This window comes from Dyadobacter psychrophilus (genome assembly GCF_900167945.1).
GTDB lineage: Bacteria > Bacteroidota > Bacteroidia > Cytophagales > Spirosomataceae > Dyadobacter > Dyadobacter psychrophilus.
On the sequence record NZ_FUZA01000002.1, the window covers coordinates 1,437,852 to 1,463,084 of the forward strand.

Genomic DNA, 25,233 nt, shown 5'->3' on the forward strand with positions numbered 1-25,233 from the left:
AAGCGGGTAATGTTGCGGAAATGGCGTCTTTATTTAGAAAAGCAGCCTGATGCTGCGGGCGAAATAACTTCCGTATGAAAAAAGATTACCAAATCCATTGGGCCAATGTATGTTGTCGGGCCACATTAATGTTCCTTATGGCCGCTCCCGCCTCATATGCGCAGCAAGCTAATGTTAACCTGGACTGGAATCCTCAGAAGAACACACAGAAATTAAATCCTTACGGCGGCAATGTGATTTCTCCGGAAGTGGCTGACGACCATACCATTACATTTCGGGTAAAAGCGCCGGATGCACAAAAAGTAGCATTAACCGGCGGGCCGATTTTGCTTGCTTTGAAAACAAAAGAACCTATTCCATTTGTTAAAGGCGCCGACAGCACCTGGACGCTGAAAGTGGGGCCTGTAAAGCCTGATATTTATGTTTACAGGTTGTTGATCGACGGCGTTCCAGTTGCTGATCCGAACAACACCTTCACCGGCACGTCTAACCAGCCGGGGTACAGCAATGTGATCGTTCACGACAACGGGCCGGCTTACTATGATGCCAAAAATGTCCCTCACGGCAACATTACCCGCCATATTTATCATTCCGATGTATTAAATGGCGAGCGCGAAATGTATGTTTACACGCCACCCGGATACGATCCTAAGAAGAAATATCCGGTGCTTTACCTGATGGGCGGCAGCGGCGAGCTGGCGTCGGGGTGGATGTTTGACGGCCGTGCCAATTTCATTGCGGACAATTTGCTGGCGGAAGGAAAAATTGCGCCTATGATCATCGCTATGCCTAATAATCAGGTGATTCACCGGAGCGATCCGAAGCATCTTGAAAAAACTTATGTGCTTTTTGAAGAAGAATTGAGGAAGCACATCGTTCCCTATGTTGACAAATCTTACAGCACGATTCAGGACCGGAGATCACGCGCAATTTCCGGCTTGTCTATGGGAGGCCGGCATACGGAAGCGGTTGGTTTCAATGCTTTGGACTTGTTCAGCTCTTTTGGAATTTTAAGTGCAGGTGACCTTAATCCTGAGAAGTTGAACCCGGCGTTTTTCAGTGATCCTAAAATAAAGGAGAAAGTGGACTATTTGCTCGTTGGATTGGGAAGTGGTGAGCTGGATTTCGTGGGGAAACGCTCGGAGGCAACGCATCTGGCCCTGGATAAACTGGGCATTAAACACGATTACTATATCGGCGGCGATGGTGCGCACGATTGGGGAACATGGCGCATGTTGTTACACGACAAGCTGCTACCCAACTTATGGCAAAAAACATCGTCGAAAACGAAATAAAAAGCATTCTGATTTTTACCAATATGTCAAATTTCAATATCGATTCGGCCAGACAGCAAACGTTTGACGCCATTGTGGTGGGCACGGGGATCAGTGGTGGCTGGGCTGCCAAGGAGCTTACGGAAAAAGGTTTAAAAACATTGATCCTGGAACGCGGAAGGGATGTAAAGCACATTGTGGACTACCCTACCGCCAATATGCAGCCCTGGGAATTTGAGCACCGAGGCCAGCCGTCCCTTGCGATCCGGGAAGCAAATCCCATGGCGAGCAAGCATTATATTTTCAAGGAAGATGCCATGCATTTCGTTGTGAAAGACGCAGACCATCCTTATGTACAAGACAAACCATTTGACTGGATGCGCGGGTATCAGGTGGGCGGCAGGTCACTTTTATGGGCCAGACAGACGCAGCGCTGGTCTGATTTCGATTTTGAGGGTCCTGCCCGCGATGGTTTCGGCGTTGACTGGCCGATCCGATATGCGGACATTGCGCCCTGGTATAGCTATGTAGAGAAGTTTGCGGGAATTTCGGGAAACAAAGATAATTTACCACAATTGCCTGACGGTGAATTTCTTAAACCGCATGAAATGTCCTGCGTTGAAAAACATTTCAGCGACCAGACAGCTAAAAATTACAATAACACACGCCCGATCATTATCGGCCGCGTGGCGCATATCAGCGATCCGCAGCCGATCCACACCGAACAAGGGCGTGCCAAATGCCAGCATAGGACCATGTGTCAGCGTGGGTGTCCGTTTGGTGGATATTTCAGTTCCAATTCGTCCACAATTCCGTGGGCGGAAAAGACAGGAAATCTCACATTGCAGCCGCATTCCGTTGTACATTCCATTATATATGACGAAAAAAAGAAACGCGCTACGGGCGTTCGCGTCGTGGATGCATTGACAAAGGAAATGAAGGAATATTATGCCAAAATCATTTTCGTCAATGCCTCTGCTATCAACTCTAATCTCATCCTGCTTAATTCAACATCCAGCCGTTTTCCAAACGGATTGGGCAACGACAATGGATTAATGGGTAAGTTCATCGGCTTTCATAATTACAGAGGCCGGGTGAGTGCAGAGTTCGACGGTTACCACGACCGGACGGTTGAAGGAAGAAGGCCTAATGGTGCCTATATTCCTCGTTTCAGGAACGTGTTCAAGCAGGAAACCGATTTCCTGAGAGGTTATGCAACCTCTTTTTCCGCCTCTAAAATGGGCAATGCAACGGACGATCTGGGCGAATCATTAAAAGAAAACCTTTTCAAACCGGATAGCAGCGGATGGAGCCTGGGTGCGCAGATGATGGGTGAAACATTGCCTAAGGAAACCAATTTCGTAAGTCTTCACAAAACATTGAAAGATGACTGGGGCATTCCGCAGCTGCGCATGCACGTGGAATTCGATGATAATGACATGAAAATGGTTAAAGACTTTTACACCGAACTCAGCGAAATGCTTTCGAAATCGGGTTTTTCAAACATTAAAACTTCGGACACAAAACGGAATCCTGGCAGCGAAAACCATGAAATGGGCGGCGTAAGGATGGGAAATGATCCCAAAACTTCGCTCCTCAACAAATGGAACCAGATGCATGCCTGCCCGAATGTGATCGTTACCGATGGCGCGTGTATGACGTCCACTTCCACGCAAAACCCGTCGTTAACTTACATGGCATTAACGGCGAGGGCGGTTGACCATGCAGTGAGCGAAATGAAAAAGGGAAATATTTGATGCATATCTTTGCCCCCTGAACATAAAGCAAACGATGGCGGTACAAAAATTTTTTGATGGCACGCGTGTCAAAATCAAGGGTAGCAAGGACATTTGGGTGATCATCAACCACGAATCGATACAAAAAGGCGCGACGGTGAAAATTACCGGCAAAGTGAAATGCAGAAATGAAAAAACGGGCGAAGTTAAATTCTGCAACGAAAAGAATTGCGAGATTCCGTAAGAATGGAGCGACTTCGGAAATGATCTTCAATCACTTACTTTTTCAAATTCAAAATTGTTTTTGATATGCTTATTTAAAAATGTCCCTTTGGATCCCGAGCTTTTCATGGCCTGGTACACTTCCAAAGGGACATTTTTATAATCATAAACCATCCCTGAAACGTAAACAATCCGCAACGTTTCCGAATCTCCATCGTATATCATTTTCGCGACAACAGAAGATGGCATGGCAAATCATGGGTTAATTCAAATCATCCAGCTTGGCCCTCAGATCGTCAACCGGTTTGGAAGAAACTTTTGAGGATGTGAAAATTGTATTGGCACTATCCGTATTTCCGTAAAACGCATTGTTCGCCTTTGCATCCACGGACAATGCTGCGCCGTTTATGGTCACTCCTGCAAATAAACCTTTGCTTCTGGAATAAGAATAAACTTCCGCTTCCAGCTTATAATCCGTACTCGCCGAAGAGCTTCTGCCCATCGGCCCCGCAGCAACCGATAAGTCGCCGCCCAGCGTGAAGCTTCCCTTACCGATTTCCGTTAATGTTTTGCTGCTCTTGAAAATCAGCACAAGATCTACGGCTTGTACGCCAATTTGTGCGCCAACGCTGCCGCCCGTAATTGTAACAAACACAGGATCACTCCATTCGCCTTTTTCATTTTTCACCAAAGCAATTCCTTTTCCATGCTTTCCGCCAACCATCAGGCCGGCGTTGATCAGTTTAGGGACGATAATGATGCCTTTCGAAATGTCCAGCAACTGCGCCGGAATACTTTCCTGCATGCTGCTGAAATCATTTAAAACCGAAACAGCCGCCCTGATTTTGTCCTCCTCTTTTCCCTGTGCCTGAACACTGGTAACGCTTCCTGCCAACATGAACATTACTGCCAGGATGCTGAGTAATCTGAGATTTTTCGTAATCATATTTGTAATTAAATTGTGGATCGTATAACGGTCATTTCCGTTTGACGCGTATTAAACGTCTAACATTCAACTATCGTGCCTGTGGCCCAAAAAACATCGTTATGCGGTGATGTTACATATTTTTTGCCCTTAATCCGGCTTTTACGTATATTGATGAAACTAAATGATCGTGGTATGGTTTTGTTAATAAATCACAATAAACATTAATCCAAAAAATCATGAATGCCGAAGCGATAAGCCTGAATGAAAAAGAGGTGAAACCTGTGGTTGACCTTCTGAACGATTACCTGGCCAACTACCACATCCATTATCAAAAGCTGAGGGGATGCCATTGGAATATCAAGGGCCAAAACTTCTTCACCCTTCATGTGAAATTTGAGGAGCTTTACACGAATGCACAGCTGACCATTGATGAGATTGCGGAACGTGTACTTACACTGGGCAAGCCACCACACAGCCGTTTCGCCGACTATATCAGTGAATCCAGCATTCAGGAAATAAACACCATTGGACTAAATGATCTTGCTATGGTGGACGCAATTCTGGACGATATGGCGAAGCTCATCGAATTGGAACGTGAAATCCTGATCGCCAGTGACGAGGCCAGCGATGATGGCACCAATGATATGGTCAACCGCTTCATGCAGTTTAAAGAGAAAAACACCTGGATGCTTCGCTCATTTGCAGGTAAAAAATAAGCTGGAACGACCCGGCTAAACGAATATTGAAAAACCATCCCGAACAAGGATGGTTTTTTTATGCCTTAATGACTTATTTGCAGAAATTCTCTATCATGATCGACAATGCGTAACATTCCCGTTTATAAGTTTGGAAGACTGGGCATATTGGCTCCTTTTAAATTTGCCAAAAACCCTTTGCATTTCCTTCATCAGGGATTTGAAACCTGCGGGGATACATTTCAGATGAAGCTGTTCCGCGAATTTGTAGTGAGTCGCGATCCTGGTTTTTTCCGTCATGTTTTACAACAGCACAACCGGAATTTCAAAAAAGGGAGCTCATCCAAGATGCTGCGTCCTGTGCTTGGCAACGGGCTGGTGACGAGCGATGGCGATTTTTGGTTAAGACAAAGAAGGCTGGTGCAGCCCGCATTTCACCGCGAGAGATTGCAGGAACTCTTTCTTGCAATGGGCCTTCTGACGGCCTCTTTTTTAGATGAAATGGAAAGTTTCAGGGGGAAAGATGCCGTGGACATTGATGCCAAAATGATGAGCATTACATCCGATATCGCGCTGAAAACGCTGTTTGGAAATATGACTACCGAGGACAAAGCACGCATTTATCAGCAGGTAAGCCGGACGCAAAAATACTTGGTAACAAGGGTCCGAAAGCCCTATCGACTGCCAATCATGGCCATTAATGGTGAAAACCGGCGTTTTCAAACGGATCTGGCTTATTTCAATAAACTGGTATTTGAATTTATACACCAAAGACGCATTTCAGGTGAAAGGCCGAATGACCTCCTGCAACTTCTGCTGGACAGCATTGATGAGGAAACCGGCGAACAAATGAACGATCAGCAGATCCGGGACGAAGCTATCACAATGTTCGCCGCAGGTCACGAAACGTCTGCAACGGGACTAAGCTGGCTGCTTCTGGAACTATCCAAACAACCAGAAATTGTGGCCCGGATCAGGCAGGAAAGCGCCATCTTTGACAATGTGCCTACATTTGAACATCTTATGCAAATGCCTTATACCCGGCAGGTTGTGGAAGAAGGGCTCCGACTTTACCCGCCTGCGTGGACGATGACGCGCGAGGCAACGGTTGATCAGGAAATAGAAGGTTTCGATGTCAAATCCGGCACTTCCGTGTTCCTTTCAGTTTTCGAACTTCACCGCAATCCGAACCTCTGGAAAGATCCGCTGACATTCAACCCGGAAAATTTCAGTCCTGAAAACGTGAAGGAGCGGCCGAAATTCAATTATCTTCCTTTTGGAGCGGGCCCTCGGATCTGCATCGGGCAGCAGTTTGCGATGATGGAAATGCAGCTGATCCTGGCTGCACTGATTAAAAGATTTGACTTTGAGGCCGATCCCGCACATGCAGTTGGCATGCATCCGCAAATCGTTCTGAAATCCACGAACGGAATAAAATTATATGTAAGATAAAAGGCGCATTACACCAGCCCATGCACCGGGTAAACCGCCGCAACCATTTTTCCGTGTTTGGATTCCCTGTCAAAAAAATAATCCAGCCTTCCCAGGTTAATGCCCGCAAAACCGACCTGATTAATGGTCGTAATTTTACCGTCCAGATTCATTACGTCTTCGGGAAGCTTCATGAATGTATGTGTGTGCCCGCCTATGATGAGGTCAATATTCCGGGTCGATTTGGCCAGGATCTGGTCAGAAACCTTTTGTTCTTTGTATTTATAGCCAAGATGTGAGAGACAGATAACCAGATCGCAATGTTTTTCATTTTTGAGAAATGATGCCGCCTCGTTAGCCTTTGCGATCGGATCCAGATACTGCGTTTCTCCATAATTCTTTTTGTTGACCAATCCATGCAGCTCGATACCCAGACCGAAAACACCAATCTTTAATCCCTGCTTTTCAAAGATCTTGTGCGGCTGTGTTTTGCCTTTTAGCTCGGTATTGGCAAAATTATAATTGCTGACCAGGATAGGGAAATTTGCGTGCGGAAGCTGTTTTGCAAAACCGGCAACACCATTGTCAAAATCATGATTCCCCATTGTCGCGGCATCATAACCCATATCGCTCATGATTTGTAATTCGAGCTCGCCGCCATATAAATTGAAATACGGCGTTCCCTGAAAGATGTCACCAGCGTCCAGCAAAAGCACATTCTTCTGCTCCTGCCTGATCTTCTTCACCAGGGCCGCCCGGCGCGCAACCCCGCCTAATCCCTGGTTTCTGGAACCGTCCATCGGAAACGGCTCAATCCGGCTATGCACATCATTTGTATGCAAAATGGTCAGCTGAACTGCCGAGTCGCGGGCGAGCGCTTCATACGGAAAACCGCCCAGTGCAAGCAAGGCCGTCGTTCCTGCGCTTTTCTTTAAGAAATCCCTGCGGTTATTCTTTAACAATGACAATTCTTCCATCGAGCTGAGCGGTTATTTTTTTTCCCTGACGGGTCAGATCATTAATGTTATCCAAAAGCGCTTCACGCACTTTTTTGTTAATTTCTTTTCTTTCAATGGGTTTCCGTAAGCATTCCAGCTCATCGCCGCCGTCGGCCAGATAATCGTAGGTCAGCAGATTATAGGTTTTTGTTATATCAAACGGCTGACCGGCAATGGTAACGTCATAAGCAATGCCGTTCCTGATTTTCATGCGCATCCCGGAAATCGGCTCACCATCCTTTTTGGCAATAAAATCAATGACCTGCTGCACCTTCTCGCCGGATAGTTTCAGTGTAACCATTTCATTTTCAAAAGGCATGAGTTCAAAAACATTGGAAACTGTAATATCGCCTTTGGGAAATGTGGTCCTTAACCCGCCTTTTGTCGATAGTGTGAATTGTATTGTCCGATCTTTTTTCAAACCTTCTGTGAGCATTGCATCTGCAAAATAATTGCCCATTAAGGTTTCAGGAATGGCAGGCTTTGTAAGCTCCTGATCAGTCTGGCCGATCACTTTGCTCATTTCCGCCTGCATTTTCTCTTTATAAGGAAGATAATATTTGACGATGGATGAATCTTCACCGGCCTCAGCATCAATCCCGTATTGTTTGTATTCATTTTTTGTTATGGCCAAATGCCTCTGACAGGAAGTGCAGAAAGCAATGGCTGCAATCCATGCCAGATAATAGAATTGCCGGGAAGAAAAGGTCATAATGCTAGTTTGTTGCGTATGCAAAAATAGCGAGGATTTTGCTAAAAAAAGACTTCCCAAGTGTTAGCGGTTAAGGTTCGCCTGCACTTGGGAAGTCTGAAAATGTCCGTATTACCGGGCTTACCAGCCGTCGTTTTGTCTCAGGTTCGGGTTCGCATCAATCTGTGATTGCGGGATCGGATATAATTCCAATCTCGGCGAATATGGAATGAGCACATTATCCACGATCTGGTCTTCGGACATGGCGGCGATTTCCTGCTGCAATGTTCCCCAGCGGCGGATGTCGAAAACGGTCGTCATTTCACCCGTAAGCTCCAACCGGCGTTCAGCACGGATGGCAGTCCGTAGTGCTGCCGCAGCCGTGGCTTTCGAAGGCGTTGCTTTTGCCCTGGCGCGAACGCGGTTCAATAAGGGTAATGCCAAAGCCGTTTTACCTGTTTCCACTAATGCTTCTGCGTAACTCAGCAGTACATCCGAAAAACGCATTTCGATGAGATCCGCGCTGTAACCCTGCACCGCAGCGCCCGCAGGACGCGGCACCCGCGCCAATTTCCCGTAAGCAATGCCGTACTTGAAATCGTCGTGCGCCAGGGACGCATTGGTACGTTTGATAATGTAGTTACCAATTGTAGGATTGTAAATGATGCTATCGCCTTCCTGCGCTCCTGCCCTTGCGCCACCGGTAAAAACATATCTGTCAACCAATGTAAATGGCCTGCGCGTATCGGTTTTTTCAAAAAGTTTGTAGAAATCATAGGTTAAGCCATAATTCGTCTGCTCGTCGCCATTTACCAGTCCAGCGGGGAATAAGTTGAAGGGCAGAATGTTTCCATTGGGATTAGAAGAATTGACGAAATAACCGAATGATAAGACAATTTCACGGTTACGCTCATTATCCAGTGAAAACACATCTGCGAAGTTCGGGATCAGTTCAAAATCATATTTCTCTTCATTCACCGGTCCAACGATCTCAGCGAATTTGTCCACTGCTTTCTGATAATTTTCAGTTTTGTTCAAAGGTTTTCCAGCCATTGTCAGATAAACTTTGCCCAGCATGGCTTTCGCGCTGCCGGCAGAAACTCGGCCCAGCTCAGCCCCGCCCCGGGAATCAGGCAAATTGGCTTCTGCAAAGTTCAGATCAGCGATAATAGCATCATATACAGCTACATCCGTTTCCCTGGGAGCAAAAATAATGTCCTCGTCGGATAACGACGTCACTTCTGTTAATATCAAAGGCACCCCGCCGAACAAGCGAACGAGATTGAAATAGGCATAACCTCTTAAAAAACGTGCTTCGGCAACATACGGATCGGCTTCCTCCTCCTCCCCCGGAACAGCCAGCTTCGCATTGGCAATCACGGTGTTGGCTCGGAAAATGATTTTATAAAACCTCGACCAAACTGCCTCGAATGCGCCTGAAGTAGAGACATGGCCAAAACGATAATAAGGATCAGCGCCAGAGCCCAGAATGCCCGCCGTTGCGTATCGGTGGCCCGATTCCGTCAAGATAAAACGGCTCGAAATGTCCACAAAGTCAGGCGCCGTCCAGGCTTGGTAAACACCTATCGTGGCCTGATTAAGGCCGTCTTCGTCCTTGAATACAACTTCCTTGCTAAGAGACGAATAAGGTGATTCTTCCAGATTGTCTTTGCAGGAAACAATGCCTAACGCCAGGATGAGCATTGCAGAAATTTTTATATGGTATTTCATATTTGTAATGCGTTGGTCTGAATTAGAAATTGCAGGAAATGCCTATTGTGTACGAACGTTGCGATGGATATGCGCCATAGTCAATCCCCTGTTGAAGAAGCGATTGAGCGTAAGAACTCACCTCAGGATCAAAACCGGTGTATTTGGTCAGGGTCCACAAATTGGTCCCGGTCACAAATAATCTCGGATTCTGGATCGGTCCCAGCCTTGGAAAAGTATAAGAAAGACTCAGCATTTTCAAGCGCATGAAACTTCCGTCTTCGAGCATGGTTGAGTTGATGTCGCCAGAGGCAATGCCTCGCTGAATGCCTGGATATTTTGGATTATTATGTGGTCTGGATTCGGTGTAGCGGTTGTTATACCAATCTTCCGATTGATTGAAACCTACGCCGCCATAATCCACCACACCATTATTAATGTAAAAATTGGTCAGGTTCAGCACATCGTTCCCCACCGAACCGGTGAAGAGCGCATTCACAGAGAAATTTCTCCAGGTAAGGTCATTACTCCATCCGAATGTAAAGTCAGGTGTGGATTTACCTAAAACTACCCGGTCATCGGCTGTGATAATGTCGTCCCCATTGGTATCCTCATAAATCCAGGCTCCATACAGCGGAGTGCCTTTTGAACCCGGAGGCCTCGGCCCTTCGAATGTGGCAAAAAGCGGGTTGCCATCGCTATCGAAGGATGTGGTCTGGGTCAGGCCCGAAACTCGGTATCCAAAGAAACGTCCCACTTCCTCACCCGGTGTTAAAATTCCCGAAACACCTCCGAGCAAGTTTCCATTGATGCTCACATAGTCCGATTGCGTCCTTTCGCCTAAATCTATCAGTGTATTCACATTGCGGGAAAGGTTGATTCTGGACGAGAAAGTCACATTCTTTTTCTGAATAATGTTCGCCTGAATGCTTAACTCCACTCCCCGGTTGCGCATGGTTCCGTAGTTGTCGATAATGGTTCCGACGCCCGATTGCGTAGGCACTTTTCTCGGTTGAAGCAGATCGGAGGTTACCTTATTGTAGTAATCAAAGCTGAAAACAAGTCTGTCGTTTGCCGCATTGAAATCCGCTCCGACATTAAACTGGCGTGTTCGTTCCCAAGACAAGTTAGGGTTAGCAACGGTATTTGGAAAAATGCCCGTGTTGATCACGCTTCCGTCTCCGCCAGGGCCCATTTCATAAAATCCACTGGTGTATTGGGATAATGATGAGTAAGGCCCGATCGCCTGGCTTCCTGTTTCTCCATAGGATGCGCGAAGTTTTGTGTTGGAAATAAATTTGACTCCTTTCATGAATTCCTCCTGTTCGAGGTTCCATGCAAGTGCAACGGAAGGGAATATGCCATATTTATTATTCGCGGCAAATGCCGATGCACCGTCAATCCGGACCGAAGTATTCAACACATATTTTCCTTTGAAAGAATAGTTGGCCCGAAGGAACGCCGACTGTAAAATCCGCTGCTCCTTAAACGAACCGATCGCCTGTGACTGCGCGCTTCCAATGTTGTCCACCCCAAAAAACGGAACATCGAAGCCGGTATAGTTTGTGCTGACGAATTCAACAATCTGGTCGTTATATTCCACACCTAATGTTGAATTCAGATAGTGGTTTTTCTTGAATGTCTTCTCATACTGGAAGTAAGCATTCACATTATAACTGTATGTATTGGAAGTGTTGTTGCTTCCGCGCCCTTTGACCTGGCTTCCCTCTGCTGTGCTTGGCGGCAGGAAGGCATTTCTTCGGGTCAAGTTCTGGTTACCGCCCAAGCTAACGACCAGCTGTAAACCGTCGACAAGTTTAAAGTAATTTTCAATGTTCAAAACAGAATAGTCATTTTGCGTTACGTCTGTCTTTGCCATCAATTCATTGACCGGATTGGCAAAATAGTAGCCCTGATAATTGGGAATACCCAAGCTGTTATTGCCCAGATAATCCTCTTCCAATGTTGGTGCAGCACGAAGCCCGTCCATTAACCCACCGGAATTCGGCCACGCACGCGAAGCCGTCACCGCACGGTTGGATTTTTGTCTCGTGAAAGCAACCTGCCCTTTCACAGTATACCAGTTATTGATCTCATTGTTTAGATTGACGCGCAAACTGGCCCTTTGGTTATTGGAATTAATGATCGTTCCTTTCTCTTTAAGATAATTACCTGAGATATAATAGGACGATTTCGGACTGCCGCCGGAAAGGCTTAATGTAATGTCTTCCCGAAAACTCGGCTGCGTCACTGCCTCAACCCAATCTGTGTTTGTTAATGTACTATCCAGGTTTTCAAATGGGGCATTCCGGCCAGAGATCAGATAACTTTCATTAATCGTTTCTGCATACTGCTGGGAATTCATCATTTTGATTGGATTGGATATGGTCCCAAAAGAGGTTTTGTTCACCAGTTCGACCCTTCCTTCTCCGCGCTTACCCGATTTTGTTGTGATCAAAACAACACCATTGGCACCTCTGGAACCGTAAATGGCAGTTGCTGACGCATCTTTCAGGATTTCCATGCTTTCAATGTCGTTCGGGTTGATCCCGTATAATCCGTTCTGGGAATACGCGCCCGTAAAGTTGGCACCTGCTTCGCGATAGGGAGGCATTGGAAAGCCGTCGATCACATAAAGCGGCTCGTTATTACCACTTAATGAGTTGTTACCGCGTATCCTGACCACCGACGAAGCCCCCGGCTCACCCGAAGATTCTACCACTGAAACACCGGTTGTCCGGCCTTGTAAGGCCTGGTCTACCGTATTCACAACGGCAGATTTATACTCCTGAGACGAAACCCTGGAAGTGGAACTCGCCAGGTCGCGTTTGCTTTGCGCGCCATAACCAACCACGACAACTTCTTTCAAGGCCTTCGCTTCCGGCACCAGCTGTACATTGAACGTAGTCTGGTTTCCGACCGGAACTTCTTTGGCTGCAAAACCAACAAAAGTGAATTCGAGAATTGATCCTTTTGCAGGGACTTTCATTTGAAATGTGCCCTCAGCAGTGGTTTCAGACACAATTTCGGTGCCCTTTACCAACACTCTCACACCTGGTAAACCTAATCCTTTTTCATCGACAACCTTCCCGGAAACCGTCTTGGCGTCGGCTCCCAGCTGCGGGCCAGCCTGCGGATTTGTATTGAGGTTTGCAGAGTCAGGCTGCGCAGGAGTTGCGGCAGCCGGCGCTGCGGCAGCCGGTGCTGCGGCAGCCGGTGCTGTCGTAGCGGGCTGTGTAGCCGCGGGCTGTTGTACCGGAACATTTCCGGTCGGTGATTGCTGTGGTTTTGTGCTGTCAGGCTTAGCCGCTGCTGCCGGGCTAGTCTGAGGCTGAGCAGCTGAATCCTGTTTTGTCGCCGGCTTAACCAGCGGATCAAAATTTTGTGTTGGTTTTACCAACGGCGATGAAGTAGCAGTATCAGTTGTGGTTTTTACTTTCGGGAGAGTATCGGGAGCCGGCTTCTGTGTAGTCGGGACGGGCTGGGCCGGGGTTGTTGCGGGCGTGGGCAGAGAATCTTTCCTAGTGGAATCGGGAGTTGTTTGCTGCGCATAAGTGCGTGTAAAAGCGAGCAAGCAGAATAAAAGCAACATCCGTCCCCTCTGAAAAATGAGATTGCCCATGCAAGGCTCCACCTCACTTAATCGTTGAGTTGTTTGCATATTTATCGTTTGGCTAGGTGATAGGACTATGTCCCGAAAAAATGATTAAGTATAGCGACCGGCAAAAATCGTACCGTTATGTTTCTATCGGTGATAAAGAGGCGTTCCGAGGGGCTAACCTTTGCATGTATATGTAAGCATCGGTTACAAAATTTCTTCCGGATTTCACGCTATGGTAATTTTTTATTTTCCAAATTAATCCTCAATCAGAAGTGATTATTTTTGGAAACATGCATGTTAAGATTACATTTGTCAAAATGCCCATAACTCCTGGGATTGAGATTTGCTTTGTTAAGAGGAGTGCAAGAAACTAAATACAACCATGAGCCAGGAACAACTGCTGACCGCTGATTATATTGATTCTCAGATAGGAAATGTAATCGAATATTATATCCGCTGGGATTTTGAAGAGGATCCTTTTTTCGGAAAAGCGAGGATCAAAGGTTTGGTAGATGATGACTTTGGCAAATTGAAAATTATCTGTGATGTAATAGAGGGGAGCGACCTGGAACTGGCATACGAAGAAGAGGAAGTATTCATGTACTCCGATAACCATCCGATCTATGCCGGAACATTGCCCGAAATATATTCCGCCAACTGGGTAAGCACAGACGGCAAAAAGAAAAAGCAGATTTTCATTTCCCCGCCTAACGAGAACGCAAAAGAATTTGCCATAGCGCAAACAAACAGCAAAGTCGTTGTAAAGAGAATTTATTAAATATCAAATCAAAAAAATCGGCTTGACCACTTGAAGAAAGTTGTTCAAGCCGATTTTTTTGTGCCTGACTTTCTAATTTTTAACAATCTTTTTTGTCAGCACACGGTCTTCAAATTCTGCTTTAACAATGTATAATCCGCTGGCAAAATTCGTCAGATCGAAATCGTATACATTGGTGCTTACTTCTCCGGTAATTTTTTGCTCCGCGATTTTCTGCCCTGAAACATTGTAAATGGAAACAGATTTCAGCCCCTCCGGATGCGGGTAAAACTGCACAGAAACTTGTCCGCTCGTTGGATTGGGCGTCACCAGGAACCCGGCTTCTTTCAGGTTAGGGTTGATTGTTACCGTCCGGATATTAATGTCATCCAGGAATATATCATTCTCATTTCCATTTGTATTTAAAAACGCAATGAGCACTTCACCCTGGTTAATGTAATTGCTGATGTTTATCTGTTCGTTCCGCCATTCGTTCAAATTGGGTGTGAAGGCTGTGCGGGTGGCCGCATTGCGGGTAATCAGCGAAGGCCCCCATTTTTTGTAAATACTGGTGTAAGTTTGGCCGCAGTCGGTGCTGATCATAACCTGCAATGTATCCCAGACATTGCCCTGGACTGTTGAGTTGGTATAAGTGGCAGCAGCCAGCTGGAATGATACAAATGCAGAATCGGTGCCTGCGATGTTAACGGTTGGGGTCCTGAGGTAATCCCGCTCTCCTACTGCTTCATTGCCAAAGTTGGAAATCTTAACCGAAGCAGAGCCGGTCTTCGCTGCGGTCGTCGTTTTTTCCCAGGTTGTGCCGCCATCTTCATTTACAATGTCCCAGCCTTGTGGCGGGAAAAGGCTTTCGAAGCTCTCCATAACAGGTGCCGCGAACGGTTCATAATAGATGAACGAAATGCTCAATTCATCATTTACCGGGTTTTCATCTGCCGCCCCATTCGGATTGGACGTATAAATAGTAAGAGCATGATTTCCTTCTACGGTTGAAAGTGCAGGCAAATTAACCGTCGTTTCTGCAAACGTAGCGAGTGAGCCTGTCCACCGGAACGTCTGAATTGTGCCGTCGTCGATCACCGCATTAATTGTTACAGCAGTCAGTGTCTCGCTTCCCCGGTTAACCAGGACCACCTGCGGCGTCAGTGTATTGGCGCATATCCGCTGGTCGGGCCGTGTGATCGTTTTCAGCGAAGCGTCTTTATTTTTCAGGTTTAAAGGTGTGCAGGCATCCGAACTGGCAAGCGTTAATCTCGACAATTGAAATGACGCATCCATCCGTGCCACCTGGCCCTTTGTAAACATGATCAGGCAGTTGTCGGAAGTGTAATCCATGTAATTCTGATACATGATCCCGGGTGCGGTCGGCGTGCAGTTATCTGTTTTGATACCTGTCGGACAAGCGCCGGTGCTGTTGGTCTGGTTAGGGGTGTCTTCCACTTCGTCGCTCCCGGTGCATCGGCCGTCATCATCGCCCCAAATGTGATAAAGGTTAAAAAAATGCCCCAATTCATGCGTGAGCGTCTTTCCGGCATTATAGCCTGCCACACTTCCGCCGGGCAAGCTTCCAAAATCAATCACGACGCCCTGCTCATCAGGCACGCCATCGTCGGGGAATGTTGCATATCCCAATGTTCCGCCAGACAGGTCACAGATCCAGATATTCAGATAACGGGTTGGGTCCCACGCATCTGCGCCGCCTGTTTCAGAATGTTTTACCAGATTGGTAGTATAGTCAAAATTCGCCCGTGAAGTGTTATAGCGCTCAATCCCTGTTGTTGGCTTCTCGTCCGGGGTGCGTTGCGCGAGGCAGAACTGAGTGCCCGACTGTCCGAATAATGCCCTGAAATGTGCCGGAACGCGGCTTGCGCTGGCATTTGTGCCCGCATAATCTCTGTTGATCGTGTCGAGTTGCGCCAGGATCTGTGCATCCGTAATCAGCGATTGGCGGTTGGAAACAACATGAAATACAACCGGAATAGTAACATCTGCCGTGGTTTTTAATGTTTTGCCCAAGATGCTTCTCGCCTGGATCGCTTGTTTAAGACGCAGCTCACGTTGGTCGAACATGATTTTGAGCGTCGGCTGCTTTGTAAACCGAAGATTAAGGAGATCCATTGTTCCGCACCTGTCCTGCGCGCGTACATAAGCGCTTTGCGTAAGGAAAAGTAAGATCAGAAGGCTGGCAAAAAGATATTTCAGGTTCAGTAAAGAGTATCGCATTATGGAATTCCGGGAAACAGATTATGTTAAAAAAACTGGTTTGTATTTACAGCACCGCCGGTTTTAAGTGTACTTACGTAAAAAAACCACCAAGTGATGCGAATTCTTAATTATTTAATTTGTTTATCTTAAAATCATACCCAGTTTTTTTGGTCATGAACGAACCTCATGTTTCGCCAACACGCAAGGTCATCCATATCGATATGGATGCATTTTACGCGTCCGTGGAACAGCGTGACTTCCCGGAATACCGGGGCAAGCCGCTCGCGGTCGGGGGCTCTCCTACTGGTCGCGGCGTGGTGGCGACAGCGAGTTACGAGGCGCGGAAGTTTGGCGTTCGTTCTGCCATGTCTTCACGTAAGGCGCTCCAGTTATGCCCGCACATTATATTTGTCCGTCCCCGTTTTGAAGTTTATAAAGCCGTTTCTACGCATATCAGGGAGATTTTCTCGCGGTATACAGATCTGATTGAGCCGCTTTCCCTGGATGAAGCATTTCTTGACGTGACGGAGGACAAACTGGAAATAGGTTCTGCATTGCAAATTGCGGAACAAATCAAAACCGCCATTAAAACAGAACTGAACCTGACTGCCTCAGCGGGAATCTCAGTCAATAAATTTGTAGCAAAAATCGCGTCCGACATTAATAAACCGGATGGACTCACCTTCATAGGGCCTTCCAAAGTAGAGGCTTTTATCAATGCGCTTCCTGTTGAAAAATTTTTTGGCGTCGGCAAAGTGACCGCGGATAAAATGAAGCGGATGCAGCTTTTCACCGGTGCAGATCTCAAAAAACTTTCGGAAAATGATCTGGTCAAACATTTTGGAAAAACAGGTCACTTCTTTTACAAGATCGTGAGGGGAATTGATAACCGGGAGGTGCAAACGGAAAGAGAAACCAAATCACTCGGTGCAGAGGATACATTTATGTACGACCTGTCCACCATCGAGGAAATGCACAAAGAACTTGACAAGATCGGTGTGACCGTTTTTAACCGTTTGCAAAAAAAACAGCTTAAAGGGAGGACCATAACATTGAAAATTAAATACAGCGATTTTACCCAAATTACCAGAAACCATTCATTTGGTTCCCCTGTTGGCGATCTGGAAATTATACTCGAAACAGCGAAAGAGTTACTGGCGAAGGTCGATATGGAAGAGAAATCGGTGCGACTGCTCGGGATTTCACTTTCGAATTTCGGTGAGCTGGAAATTCGTTCGAGAAGGTCCAAAGATTCGGGTCAGCTGGAACTGTTCGGCTAACCCGAATCCATATTTATTAAGAATACGCTTTTATAACAGCAATGCGTCCACACGATGCGCCTGCACTTTTCCCTCGCAGGGTGCCCATGAAAAAATGGTAAAACGTCCGTCCTGTGACGCTACGAGTGCAATGGCATCCCGCTGATCGAACACAAACTGGGCAGCTGACAGGTGGCGCGTTCCGCCTTGCTGCACGGGATGCACAACCACGCCAACGTCCCCTATAACCGGCTCCGTTACCAGCATTTCTTCCACCGGCTTGCCATCTGCTGCCCGACCAATCTTGGCCCCGAAAGCCAGGAGTTCGTACTTATCATTGATGATCGTAGCACCATCCACGGCTGTTAGTCCGGCGAGGCCATTGATAGCAGAGCTTAACTGTAACTGCCAGCCAATGGGGTTAGGTTCTTCAATGTATCTCCTGTTCAGGTCTGCCAGCTCGGAAAATGCCGGTTGCACATGATAAGTTATGGGATGAATGATGGATTTACGCCAATCGTCCTTTCCATTTGGCACAACCAGCAAAATACCGCCCCGCTCGTGGGCACGCATGGAAACCGCAAGCTGTACCAGCAGGTTAAGTGAATCGCTCCACAACCGCGACGATGTAAAACCGATCATTGAATTGATCACAGAAGGACAATCTCGCGCCTTACCGCTGTTTTCGTCCACTATCTTAACCTGATCACCCTTTAAAACGGCGACGTTGACAAACTTTCCAAAACCATCCACACGGCGGTGCTTGATGACAAGCATACCTGGTTCCACCACCTCCAGTACGAAACAAAGACCAGGAATAACCCTTGTGGTTCCCCAGATCCGCAGCTCATTTCCTTCCAGCCACACGCCCAAATGTATTCCCGAGCGCTCAACAGCGGGTGCCAGCTTGGTCAGGATGTTCGCCGTTAATGAAAGTTTTTCGCTGAAAATCAGCGGGTTTTCTGCACATTCCGGCGGGAGATAAGCGATGGAAACTTTCGGCGACCGGCCTTCTTCCCGGCGCAGGCTGGCCCAAAATGTAGTATCAATGATAGTTTCAATGGTTTTGGCGTCCGGTTTCGGTGCAAGTTCCTGGTCGTAATGACTTTGCACAGACAGGTGGTGGCGCTCAAAATGGCTTTCGACAAGACCTGCCACGGCCCGCGCAGCTTTATATGTGGTGGCCAAAACAGGATCTCCCGCAAGGGTGTCGGCTTCAACGTTATTAATTATCATGCGCGGTTACTTAAAATTTTTTACTGTTACCGACGTTCTTCTGGCAGTTGCCCGCAGGCAGCGGAACGCTGAGTTAAGATAGCAACAAAGAGAAGTTATAAAAAGTTGGAGTTTCAGGAAGTGCGTATTTTTTTTCACACAACTAAATTTTTTTTGACCAAATCACGATACAGTTAACGGTGAGTATGAGGCCTTTTCGACCGTTGGATAAACAATGAATATCTTTTTTTGACAAATTCTTAAACTTTGTTTCCAACCATTTTTAAACTTGCAACGTCGTATAAAACAGAGCTTGAAACGAAGTAAGCCATATTTCCGCCATGAAAATAAAAACAAAGGAATCGATGAATGATCTTGGAAAAAACATATCTTGCCTGCATCAAACTGAGAAAAATGCGTGTATAGATACACGAAATGATAATAATCACATTAACTATTTGCAAAGTGCCGGGAAAAGCTAACTGAAAAATCGCTTTCTCCTATTTGCAACTGCATACTATTCCCTCTTCGCCCATTTAAAATTTGGAAACGCAAATGAACAGGACCAAAGTCCTCAGATGGTTCTTTGTGTTTGACTAAAACAGGACCGCTTCCGCAGGCAAAAAACGGAGCGACTGGCAAAAGCAGATCACTGGTTCAATAATTGAATATCGAGGTCGGTAAATCTGGAAAAGGAAGATGTTAAACTAAATAGACAACTATCGGGTACACCATATACTCTACACTTAAATTGTAAGATTGATGAAAAGCATCTCGGTAGTAATTCCGAATTACAACGGAAGGCATTTATTCGAAAAATACTTCGAAAACAACTATAAGATCCTCAACGCATTAGGAACAAAAGTTCAGATCATTATTGTTGACGATGCTTCCAGTGACGATTCAGTGGCTTATCTGGAAGAACATTACGGAAAAAATGTAACGATTATCCGAAAAGAGAAGAATTCCGGTTTTTCCCACACCTGTAACCTGGGCATCCAGAAAGCAACAAATGACCTTATTTTTCTGCTGAACACGGATGTCACACTGGAAGAAGGATATTTTGAAAAGCTTTACAAATATTTCGAGCTCGAAGATACATTCGGTGTAATGGGGCGCATTATAGGAATGGAAGACGACAACATTCTTGATGCTGCACGTTCACCAAAAATTTTGGGAAGAAAAATTAAACCCAGCAATTTCTTTTACCTGAAAGATTCTGACACCCTGACGCCGACATTCTATCTCTCCGGAGCCATTGCTTTAATGGACACCAGGAAGCTGAAAGCGATCAATGGTTTCAACGAAATGTTCAATCCCTATTACGGGGAAGATCAGGAAATGTCAATCCGCGCGTGGAGACTTGGCTGGAAGTGTTATTACGAGCACAATGCAGTTTGCCGTCACGAAGTTTCGGCAAGCACGAAAGGCCATAAGAACAATTATTCTGTCAAAAGGATCTACTTCAGGAACCGTTACTACATGCATCATCTGCATTTGCACGGCATCGACCTGAACCTGTATCATATGCAAGTTATTTTGAGCGACGTGCTCCCCAGCATCATCACGCTTCAATTCTACAAAGCACAAGCCTATCTGGACTTCCTGCGAAATATGAACGAACTTTCTTTAAAGAAAACGGCGTTCAAAACACAGATGAAAAATCATAAATCCAATATCGGGATTAACGATGTCATCGAAAACATCAAAATGATGCTCAAATACAAGCAGGTCGTAAAATTATAGTTATTGTCTGCGATTTAACGCGATATGCATTAATTTGCACCCTCAACCGGAAATTTCACAATTTCCGGCTGTTTTACTTTCAGGCGTATGCTAAATATGCCATTTCCATATAATGAAAACATACTTCCGATTATTATCATTTGCCCAGCCCATTGCCCGATTTGCAGTTCCCTATATTATTTTTACCGTTCTGGGGGTTATTTTCAACACACTAAATTTAGCCTTGCTTGCTCCTTTGATGAGCACCCTGTTCAATAACAATAAGGATGGGGCCGAAGTAATCCAAAGACCTGATAACTGGGACGTGACCGGTCTTCTCAACTATTACGCGCAGCAAGCAAATGACACGTACGGGCCGCACGGTGCCCTGCAAATTGTCTGCGGTGTAATTGTGACATCCATTCTGCTTTCCAACATTTTCAAGTATTTCTCGCAGCGGGTCATGGAAAACCTCCGGATCCACACGTTACTTAACCTGCGCAAAACGGTTTTTAACAATGTGATGAACCTGCATACGGGCTATTTCAGCAACCAGCGCAAAGGAGACATTATATCCAAGATCGCTTCGGATGTGCAGGTTGTACAGTTTTCGGTGACGGGAACATTGCAGGTCGTGTTTAAAGAACCTTTACAGTTGCTGGCCTACGTTTTCATGCTTTTTGCCACCTCGGCCAAGCTTACATTTTTTGCCATTTTGGTTATCCCAATTTCTGCATTCATCATTTCCAAAATTGTAAAAAGACTGAAAGAACAAGCTACAATGGCGCAGCATCTGTTTGGTCTGATGATCAGCTACCTGGACGAAGCGCTTTCAGGGATCAAGATCATTAAAGCATTCAATGCTACGGAAGACATTAAGGAGAAATTTCATCAGGAAAATATTCGCTATTCCGAGCTGGGGCGCAAAATGGCACGTCGCCAGCAGTTGAGCGGGCCCGTTTCCGAATTCCTTGGCGTAACCATGGTCGCCATTATCGTGCTTTATGGCGGTTCGCTGATCCTGGACAATCAATCTGACCTTAGTGTCTCAAAATTTGTCGCCTATATCGCATTGTTTTCCCAAGTAATGCGTCCGGCCAAAGCGTTAACAGACTCATTCAGCACCATTCATGCGGGAATTGCGGCTGGTGAAAGGGTTTTGGACTTGATAGATGAAAAACCTGAAATCCAGGATGCTCCGAACGCAGTTGACCTGAAAGAATTCAATCATTCGCTGAAACTTGAAAACGTTTCCTTCGCCTATCAGGCAAGACCGGTCCTCAAATCCATTAATCTCACTATTCCAAAAGGCAAAACAGTTGCGTTGGTAGGGCCATCCGGCGGCGGTAAATCTACGTTGATGGATCTCCTCCCCCGCTTCATCGATGCCCAGGAAGGCAGTGTGTTCATCGACGACCTGAATGTGAAGCAGGTAAAAATGGAATCATTATGGTCGTTGTTCGGGGTAGTAAACCAGGAATCGATGCTTTTCAATGATACGATCTACAACAACATTGCCTTTGGTAACCATACGGCAACGCCCGAAAAAGTAGAAGCAGCCGCACGCGTAGCCAATGCACATGATTTCATTATGGACACTGAAAATGGTTATCAAAGCAACATTGGGGATCGTGGTATGAAGTTGTCGGGTGGACAAAAACAGCGTATTTGTATTGCGAGGGCCGTTTTGAAGAACCCGCCGATCATGCTGCTGGATGAAGCGACGTCTGCACTCGACACAGAATCAGAAAAACTGGTGCAGGAAGCTTTGAATAACCTGATGCAAAACAGGACTTCCCTTGTTATCGCACACAGGCTGAGCACCATCCAGAAAGCGGATTCAATCGTGGTTTTGGAAGATGGTCAAATTGTAGAACAAGGCAATCATTCGGAGCTCATTGCACGCGACGGGCTGTACAAGCGACTGATTGACATGCAAACCTTCAACGATTAGTATTAATTAAAGTTCCTATGTTCAAAAAGAGAAATCTGGTTTCGAGACTCTGGCTTAAACACACCGATAAAATACGGTACAAGCAGTATAAGTGGGAGTTAAAAAATCAGAAACAACTTGCCTTCGCCAATTTTATCAATGACGCCGACAAGCTTACAAGTCCGGCGAAGATCAAAGAATACGCAGCGGAAAAGGGTTGCATCCGCCTGAGCCACAGCGGCAATGCGGGTGACATTATTTACGCCTTACCAACGATTGAAGCCATGCGCCGGATGACTAATGCGCGCATTGAATTGTATTTACGGCTCGGCCAGCCGTTGATCCTTTCCGGTTACAACACGCACCCTTTGGGAAATGTAATGTTAAACGAAAGGATGGCCGAAATGCTGATAACCCTTTTAGCGCCGCAGCCTTATATTGATTTCGTTGGCGTTCATACTGACCAATTGATTGACATTGACCTAGATTATTTCCGTGCCGGCGGAATTCCGCTGGACAAAGGCAACATCGCACGCTGGTGCAGCTATCTGACGGGCGTTAACCCAACGCTTTACAAATCCTGGCTCACAGTTGAACCAGATCCTGACTACGCGGACACAATCGTGATGGCACGAAGCGAGCGTTACCGGAATTACACGATCAATTATAAGTTTCTTAATAAATATCCTAACATTGTCTTCATAGGCGTTGAAAGCGAGTACAACGACATTAAGAAGATCATCCCAGGCATTAAGTGGGTTCAGGTTGAGGACTTTTTGCAGATGGCGCGGATCATTAAGGGAGCTAAATTCTTCATTGGCAACCAGTCTTTCCCGTTTTCGATTGCTGAGGGATTGAAGGTTCCGCGGATCCTTGAAACTTCATTCGATGTGATCAATGTAGTGCCGGAAGGTGAAGATGGTTTTGATTTCTTCTTCCAGGAACACCTCGAATCGCTTGTTGAAACGCTTAATAACCGAAAATAAGGCCGGTTTCAGATTCCTTACACCCCGAAATTTGTCCCAGATGAGTAGCACCCAAAAAGTTGCTGTTGTTGTTCCCGTTTACAAAACGCAGCTTTCAGACTACGAGAAAATTTCCATTCAGCAATGCAGGAAAGTGCTTTCCAGCCATCCGATCATTGCGCTGAAACCGGAAACACTTGATTTATCGGAATTGGGCAGCGACAACATTTTTACGGGGTCTGTCAGTTTCGATCCCGCGTTTTTTGAGAATGTCCAGGGTTATAACAAGCTGATGCTAAGCCCCGACTTTTACCAGCAATTCCTTGGCTATGAGTTCATTCTGATCTATCAGCTGGACGCATTTGTTTTTAAGGATGAACTTTTGAAGTGGTGCAGCAGCGGTTATGACTACATTGGCGCTCCCTGGCCGAAGCGTTTGGAAGAACCAGACATTGTGAAAGCATTTAAAACACGCGCCATCACACTGTATCATATTTGGAAAAATACATTCGAAGACGGATTGCCCATTCAGCGGCAGTTCGATAATGTGGTGGGAAATGGCGGTTTTTCGCTCAGGCGGGTTAAAAAGTTCTTCAATCTCGCCAGCAGGATGCAGGATAAGGTGAAGGAATATCATCAGCGTCACGAACACCAGTTTCACGAAGATGTGTTTTGGAGCATTGAAGTGAACAGGAAATGGCATCATTTGCGCATTCCCGCATTCAAAACCGCTTATAAATTCTCCATAGAAAACAACCCGGAACGCGGCGTAAGGTTCAACAAGGGCCTGCCCTTCGGCTGCCACGCCTGGGACGCAGCTGATAATTTAAAGTATTGGAAGCCCATATTGAGCGATCTTGGGTATGAGATAGTTTTGAATGAGTGAATGAGTGAATGAGTGAATGAGTGAATGAGTGAATTAAATAAAACATTCACTCATTCACTCATTCAAAATTCACTCATTGACCACTCTCCAAAGATCTACAAACAACTTATACCACTTCCATCCCTTAAAGATCCGGGATTTTCTTGCGTTCCAGCAGATATTCATGAGCTCATTGTAGGTTTTACCTTTGTCCAGCTGCTTTTTAAAATACATTTTGAAAGCCCGGCGTTCATATCTAAGCAGCGTTTTTTCATCCAGCCCGTCTGCATTGACGGGTAATATGGCGCCCCACTTTTTATGGACTTTCAAGATTTCACCTTCCCAATCGTGACTGAAATTCCCCTCTGAAAAATGGCTCAGGAGCACTTCATAAGTCACCGCCACATCATATTGCCTTCCTGCTGCAAGCGAAAAATCAATGTCGTATGCATGGAAATGTTTCAAGAGATTTTGGTCAAAAGGATTGGCAAGTGCTATTGACTTTCGGGTCGCCATCCAGCAACCGTCAATGCTTGCTACTTTGGTGAGTTTCTCATTTTTCGCATTACGGTAATCCAAAAATGACTCCCTACCCGAGTACTTGAAGCCCTGAATCAGATTACAATAAAACCCGCCATTTATTTCCAGATCTGCATTATACCAGCTCGAAGGCACCACCGACTTGTATCCGCCACCCGCAACGCCCATTAATCCCAGGTTCGGGTCAGCAGCAAATATTTCCAAAACTTTCGCTCCCCAGTCCTCCGTTTTCATTTCAATATCCTCATGCATAAACACCAGGATATCATATCTCGCCTGCTTCGTTCCTTCATTGTAAAGCTCGCAAATGCCCTTTTCAGCATTCCCGTTATCAAAAGCGATAATCTCGTGAGCGGCACCAATGGTTTCACCAATATTCTCCTTCACCAATTGCAGGTCTAAGGGATTGGCGGAGCAGATGATTACAGATATCATTATTTGTGGGTAATGGGGCTTAAATTAATT

General features: G+C 46.0%; 20 protein-coding genes. 11 read left to right on the plus strand and 9 right to left on the minus strand.

The genetic code is table 11. The features are described 5' to 3' along the window. The first annotated feature begins 74 nt into the window (after window positions 1–74). The 3 genes from B5X68_RS12845 to B5X68_RS12855 are packed head-to-tail and all read left to right on the plus strand — an operon-like array spanning window position 75 to window position 3,254. Complete coding sequence (locus B5X68_RS12845) at window positions 75–1,295, plus strand: esterase (protein WP_229208385.1); 1,221 nt, start codon at window positions 75–77, stop codon at window positions 1,293–1,295. Between the two features lie 23 nt (window positions 1,296–1,318). Beyond that, window positions 1,319–3,031 carry a GMC oxidoreductase gene (locus B5X68_RS12850; RefSeq protein WP_082215350.1) on the plus strand — a complete coding sequence of 571 codons (1,713 nt, stop codon included), beginning with the start codon at window positions 1,319–1,321 and terminating at the stop codon, window positions 3,029–3,031. A gap of 34 nt (window positions 3,032–3,065) precedes the next feature. Beyond that, a complete protein-coding gene (locus tag B5X68_RS12855) occupies window positions 3,066–3,254 on the plus strand; it encodes a hypothetical protein (RefSeq protein ID WP_026632084.1) in 189 nt (62 codons plus the stop codon). Between the two features lie 26 nt (window positions 3,255–3,280). Here the strand turns inward: B5X68_RS12855 and B5X68_RS12860 are convergent, their stop codons facing one another. Together B5X68_RS12860 and B5X68_RS12865 are read right to left on the minus strand one after the other, a co-directional pair. Continuing rightward, window positions 3,281–3,481: a KTSC domain-containing protein gene (locus B5X68_RS12860; RefSeq protein WP_082215064.1), complete on the minus strand. Its 201-nt coding sequence runs from the start codon at window positions 3,479–3,481 to the stop codon at window positions 3,281–3,283. Between the two features lie 13 nt (window positions 3,482–3,494). Then, on the minus strand, window positions 3,495–4,178 hold the full coding sequence (locus B5X68_RS12865) for a lipid-binding SYLF domain-containing protein (protein WP_082215065.1): 684 nt from the start codon (window positions 4,176–4,178) through the stop codon (window positions 3,495–3,497). A 218-nt stretch (window positions 4,179–4,396) separates the two neighbouring features. Here B5X68_RS12865 and B5X68_RS12870 point away from each other — a divergent pair, with 218 nt between their 5' ends. Beyond that, on the plus strand, window positions 4,397–4,876 hold the full coding sequence (locus B5X68_RS12870; protein WP_082215066.1) for a Dps family protein: 480 nt from the start codon (window positions 4,397–4,399) through the stop codon (window positions 4,874–4,876). Window positions 4,877–4,981: 105 nt separating this feature from the next. Continuing rightward, a complete protein-coding gene (locus B5X68_RS12875; RefSeq protein ID WP_082215067.1) occupies window positions 4,982–6,307 on the plus strand; it encodes a cytochrome P450 in 1,326 nt (441 codons plus the stop codon). An 8-nt stretch (window positions 6,308–6,315) separates the two neighbouring features. Here B5X68_RS12875 and B5X68_RS12880 read toward each other — a convergent pair whose 3' ends face one another. From B5X68_RS12880 to B5X68_RS12895, 4 genes are all read right to left on the minus strand, one after another. Next, the gene (locus B5X68_RS12880; protein WP_082215068.1) at window positions 6,316–7,263 is read right to left on the minus strand and encodes a metallophosphoesterase; all 948 of its coding nucleotides are present in this window, start codon (window positions 7,261–7,263) and stop codon (window positions 6,316–6,318) included. Then, on the minus strand, window positions 7,235–7,996 hold the full coding sequence (locus tag B5X68_RS12885) for a 5'-nucleotidase C-terminal domain-containing protein (protein ID WP_082215069.1): 762 nt from the start codon (window positions 7,994–7,996) through the stop codon (window positions 7,235–7,237). Before B5X68_RS12885 ends, B5X68_RS12880 begins: the two co-directional genes overlap by 29 nt. A gap of 120 nt (window positions 7,997–8,116) precedes the next feature. Then, window positions 8,117–9,706, minus strand: a complete 1,590-nt coding sequence (locus tag B5X68_RS12890; RefSeq protein ID WP_082215070.1) for a RagB/SusD family nutrient uptake outer membrane protein — start codon at window positions 9,704–9,706, stop codon at window positions 8,117–8,119. Window positions 9,707–9,728: 22 nt separating this feature from the next. Next, window positions 9,729–13,346 carry a SusC/RagA family TonB-linked outer membrane protein gene (locus B5X68_RS12895; protein ID WP_082215071.1) on the minus strand — a complete coding sequence of 1,206 codons (3,618 nt, stop codon included), beginning with the start codon at window positions 13,344–13,346 and terminating at the stop codon, window positions 9,729–9,731. A 322-nt stretch (window positions 13,347–13,668) separates the two neighbouring features. Here B5X68_RS12895 and B5X68_RS12900 point away from each other — a divergent pair, with 322 nt between their 5' ends. Beyond that, complete coding sequence (locus B5X68_RS12900) at window positions 13,669–14,064, plus strand: hypothetical protein (protein WP_082215072.1); 396 nt, start codon at window positions 13,669–13,671, stop codon at window positions 14,062–14,064. Window positions 14,065–14,136: 72 nt separating this feature from the next. On the opposite strand, the gene B5X68_RS12905 is transcribed toward B5X68_RS12900, so the two are convergent. After that, entirely contained in the window at window positions 14,137–16,284 is a 2,148-nt protein-coding gene (locus tag B5X68_RS12905) for a M43 family zinc metalloprotease (protein ID WP_082215073.1), read from the minus strand. A gap of 155 nt (window positions 16,285–16,439) precedes the next feature. Here B5X68_RS12905 and dinB point away from each other — a divergent pair, with 155 nt between their 5' ends. After that, window positions 16,440–17,546: a DNA polymerase IV gene (gene dinB, locus B5X68_RS12910; protein WP_082215074.1), complete on the plus strand. Its 1,107-nt coding sequence runs from the start codon at window positions 16,440–16,442 to the stop codon at window positions 17,544–17,546. Between the two features lie 30 nt (window positions 17,547–17,576). On the opposite strand, the gene B5X68_RS12915 is transcribed toward dinB, so the two are convergent. After that, window positions 17,577–18,761: a putative sensor domain DACNV-containing protein gene (locus B5X68_RS12915; protein ID WP_082215075.1), complete on the minus strand. Its 1,185-nt coding sequence runs from the start codon at window positions 18,759–18,761 to the stop codon at window positions 17,577–17,579. A gap of 741 nt (window positions 18,762–19,502) precedes the next feature. Between B5X68_RS12915 and B5X68_RS12920 the strand changes: the two genes are divergently transcribed. The 4 genes from B5X68_RS12920 to B5X68_RS12935 all read left to right on the plus strand — a co-directional run bounded on the left by B5X68_RS12920 (window position 19,503) and on the right by B5X68_RS12935 (window position 24,249). Continuing rightward, complete coding sequence (locus tag B5X68_RS12920) at window positions 19,503–20,486, plus strand: glycosyltransferase family 2 protein (protein WP_082215076.1); 984 nt, start codon at window positions 19,503–19,505, stop codon at window positions 20,484–20,486. Between the two features lie 112 nt (window positions 20,487–20,598). After that, window positions 20,599–22,419 (plus strand): ABC transporter ATP-binding protein, encoded by a 1,821-nt coding sequence (locus B5X68_RS12925; protein WP_082215077.1) that lies wholly within the window; start codon window positions 20,599–20,601, stop codon window positions 22,417–22,419. A gap of 17 nt (window positions 22,420–22,436) precedes the next feature. Further along, window positions 22,437–23,384 carry a hypothetical protein gene (locus B5X68_RS12930; RefSeq protein WP_082215078.1) on the plus strand — a complete coding sequence of 316 codons (948 nt, stop codon included), beginning with the start codon at window positions 22,437–22,439 and terminating at the stop codon, window positions 23,382–23,384. Between the two features lie 40 nt (window positions 23,385–23,424). Then, window positions 23,425–24,249, plus strand: coding sequence for a DUF5672 family protein (locus B5X68_RS12935; RefSeq protein WP_082215079.1), 825 nt, complete (start codon window positions 23,425–23,427; stop codon window positions 24,247–24,249). 69 nt (window positions 24,250–24,318) lie between these two features. On the opposite strand, the gene B5X68_RS12940 is transcribed toward B5X68_RS12935, so the two are convergent. Beyond that, window positions 24,319–25,203, minus strand: coding sequence for a glycosyltransferase (locus B5X68_RS12940; protein ID WP_082215080.1), 885 nt, complete (start codon window positions 25,201–25,203; stop codon window positions 24,319–24,321). Window positions 25,204–25,233 lie beyond the last annotated feature (30 nt).

Coding starts and splice junctions, on each gene's coding strand:
- B5X68_RS12845 (WP_229208385.1), top strand. CDS start 75: ATGAAAAAAGATTACCAAATCCATTGGGCCAATGTATGTTGTCGGGCC.
- B5X68_RS12850 (WP_082215350.1), top strand. CDS start 1,319: ATGTCAAATTTCAATATCGATTCGGCCAGACAGCAAACGTTTGACGCC.
- B5X68_RS12940 (WP_082215080.1), bottom strand. CDS start 25,203: ATGATATCTGTAATCATCTGCTCCGCCAATCCCTTAGACCTGCAATTG.
- B5X68_RS12920 (WP_082215076.1), top strand. CDS start 19,503: ATGAAAAGCATCTCGGTAGTAATTCCGAATTACAACGGAAGGCATTTA.
- B5X68_RS12860 (WP_082215064.1), bottom strand. CDS start 3,481: ATGCCATCTTCTGTTGTCGCGAAAATGATATACGATGGAGATTCGGAA.
- dinB (WP_082215074.1), top strand. CDS start 16,440: ATGAACGAACCTCATGTTTCGCCAACACGCAAGGTCATCCATATCGAT.
- B5X68_RS12865 (WP_082215065.1), bottom strand. CDS start 4,178: ATGATTACGAAAAATCTCAGATTACTCAGCATCCTGGCAGTAATGTTC.
- B5X68_RS12900 (WP_082215072.1), top strand. CDS start 13,669: ATGAGCCAGGAACAACTGCTGACCGCTGATTATATTGATTCTCAGATA.
- B5X68_RS12870 (WP_082215066.1), top strand. CDS start 4,397: ATGAATGCCGAAGCGATAAGCCTGAATGAAAAAGAGGTGAAACCTGTG.
- B5X68_RS12915 (WP_082215075.1), bottom strand. CDS start 18,761: ATGATAATTAATAACGTTGAAGCCGACACCCTTGCGGGAGATCCTGTT.
- B5X68_RS12885 (WP_082215069.1), bottom strand. CDS start 7,996: ATGACCTTTTCTTCCCGGCAATTCTATTATCTGGCATGGATTGCAGCC.
- B5X68_RS12855 (WP_026632084.1), top strand. CDS start 3,066: ATGGCGGTACAAAAATTTTTTGATGGCACGCGTGTCAAAATCAAGGGT.
- B5X68_RS12905 (WP_082215073.1), bottom strand. CDS start 16,284: ATGCGATACTCTTTACTGAACCTGAAATATCTTTTTGCCAGCCTTCTG.
- B5X68_RS12930 (WP_082215078.1), top strand. CDS start 22,437: ATGTTCAAAAAGAGAAATCTGGTTTCGAGACTCTGGCTTAAACACACC.
- B5X68_RS12875 (WP_082215067.1), top strand. CDS start 4,982: ATGCGTAACATTCCCGTTTATAAGTTTGGAAGACTGGGCATATTGGCT.
- B5X68_RS12890 (WP_082215070.1), bottom strand. CDS start 9,706: ATGAAATACCATATAAAAATTTCTGCAATGCTCATCCTGGCGTTAGGC.
- B5X68_RS12895 (WP_082215071.1), bottom strand. CDS start 13,346: ATGCAAACAACTCAACGATTAAGTGAGGTGGAGCCTTGCATGGGCAAT.
- B5X68_RS12925 (WP_082215077.1), top strand. CDS start 20,599: ATGAAAACATACTTCCGATTATTATCATTTGCCCAGCCCATTGCCCGA.
- B5X68_RS12935 (WP_082215079.1), top strand. CDS start 23,425: ATGAGTAGCACCCAAAAAGTTGCTGTTGTTGTTCCCGTTTACAAAACG.
- B5X68_RS12880 (WP_082215068.1), bottom strand. CDS start 7,263: ATGGAAGAATTGTCATTGTTAAAGAATAACCGCAGGGATTTCTTAAAG.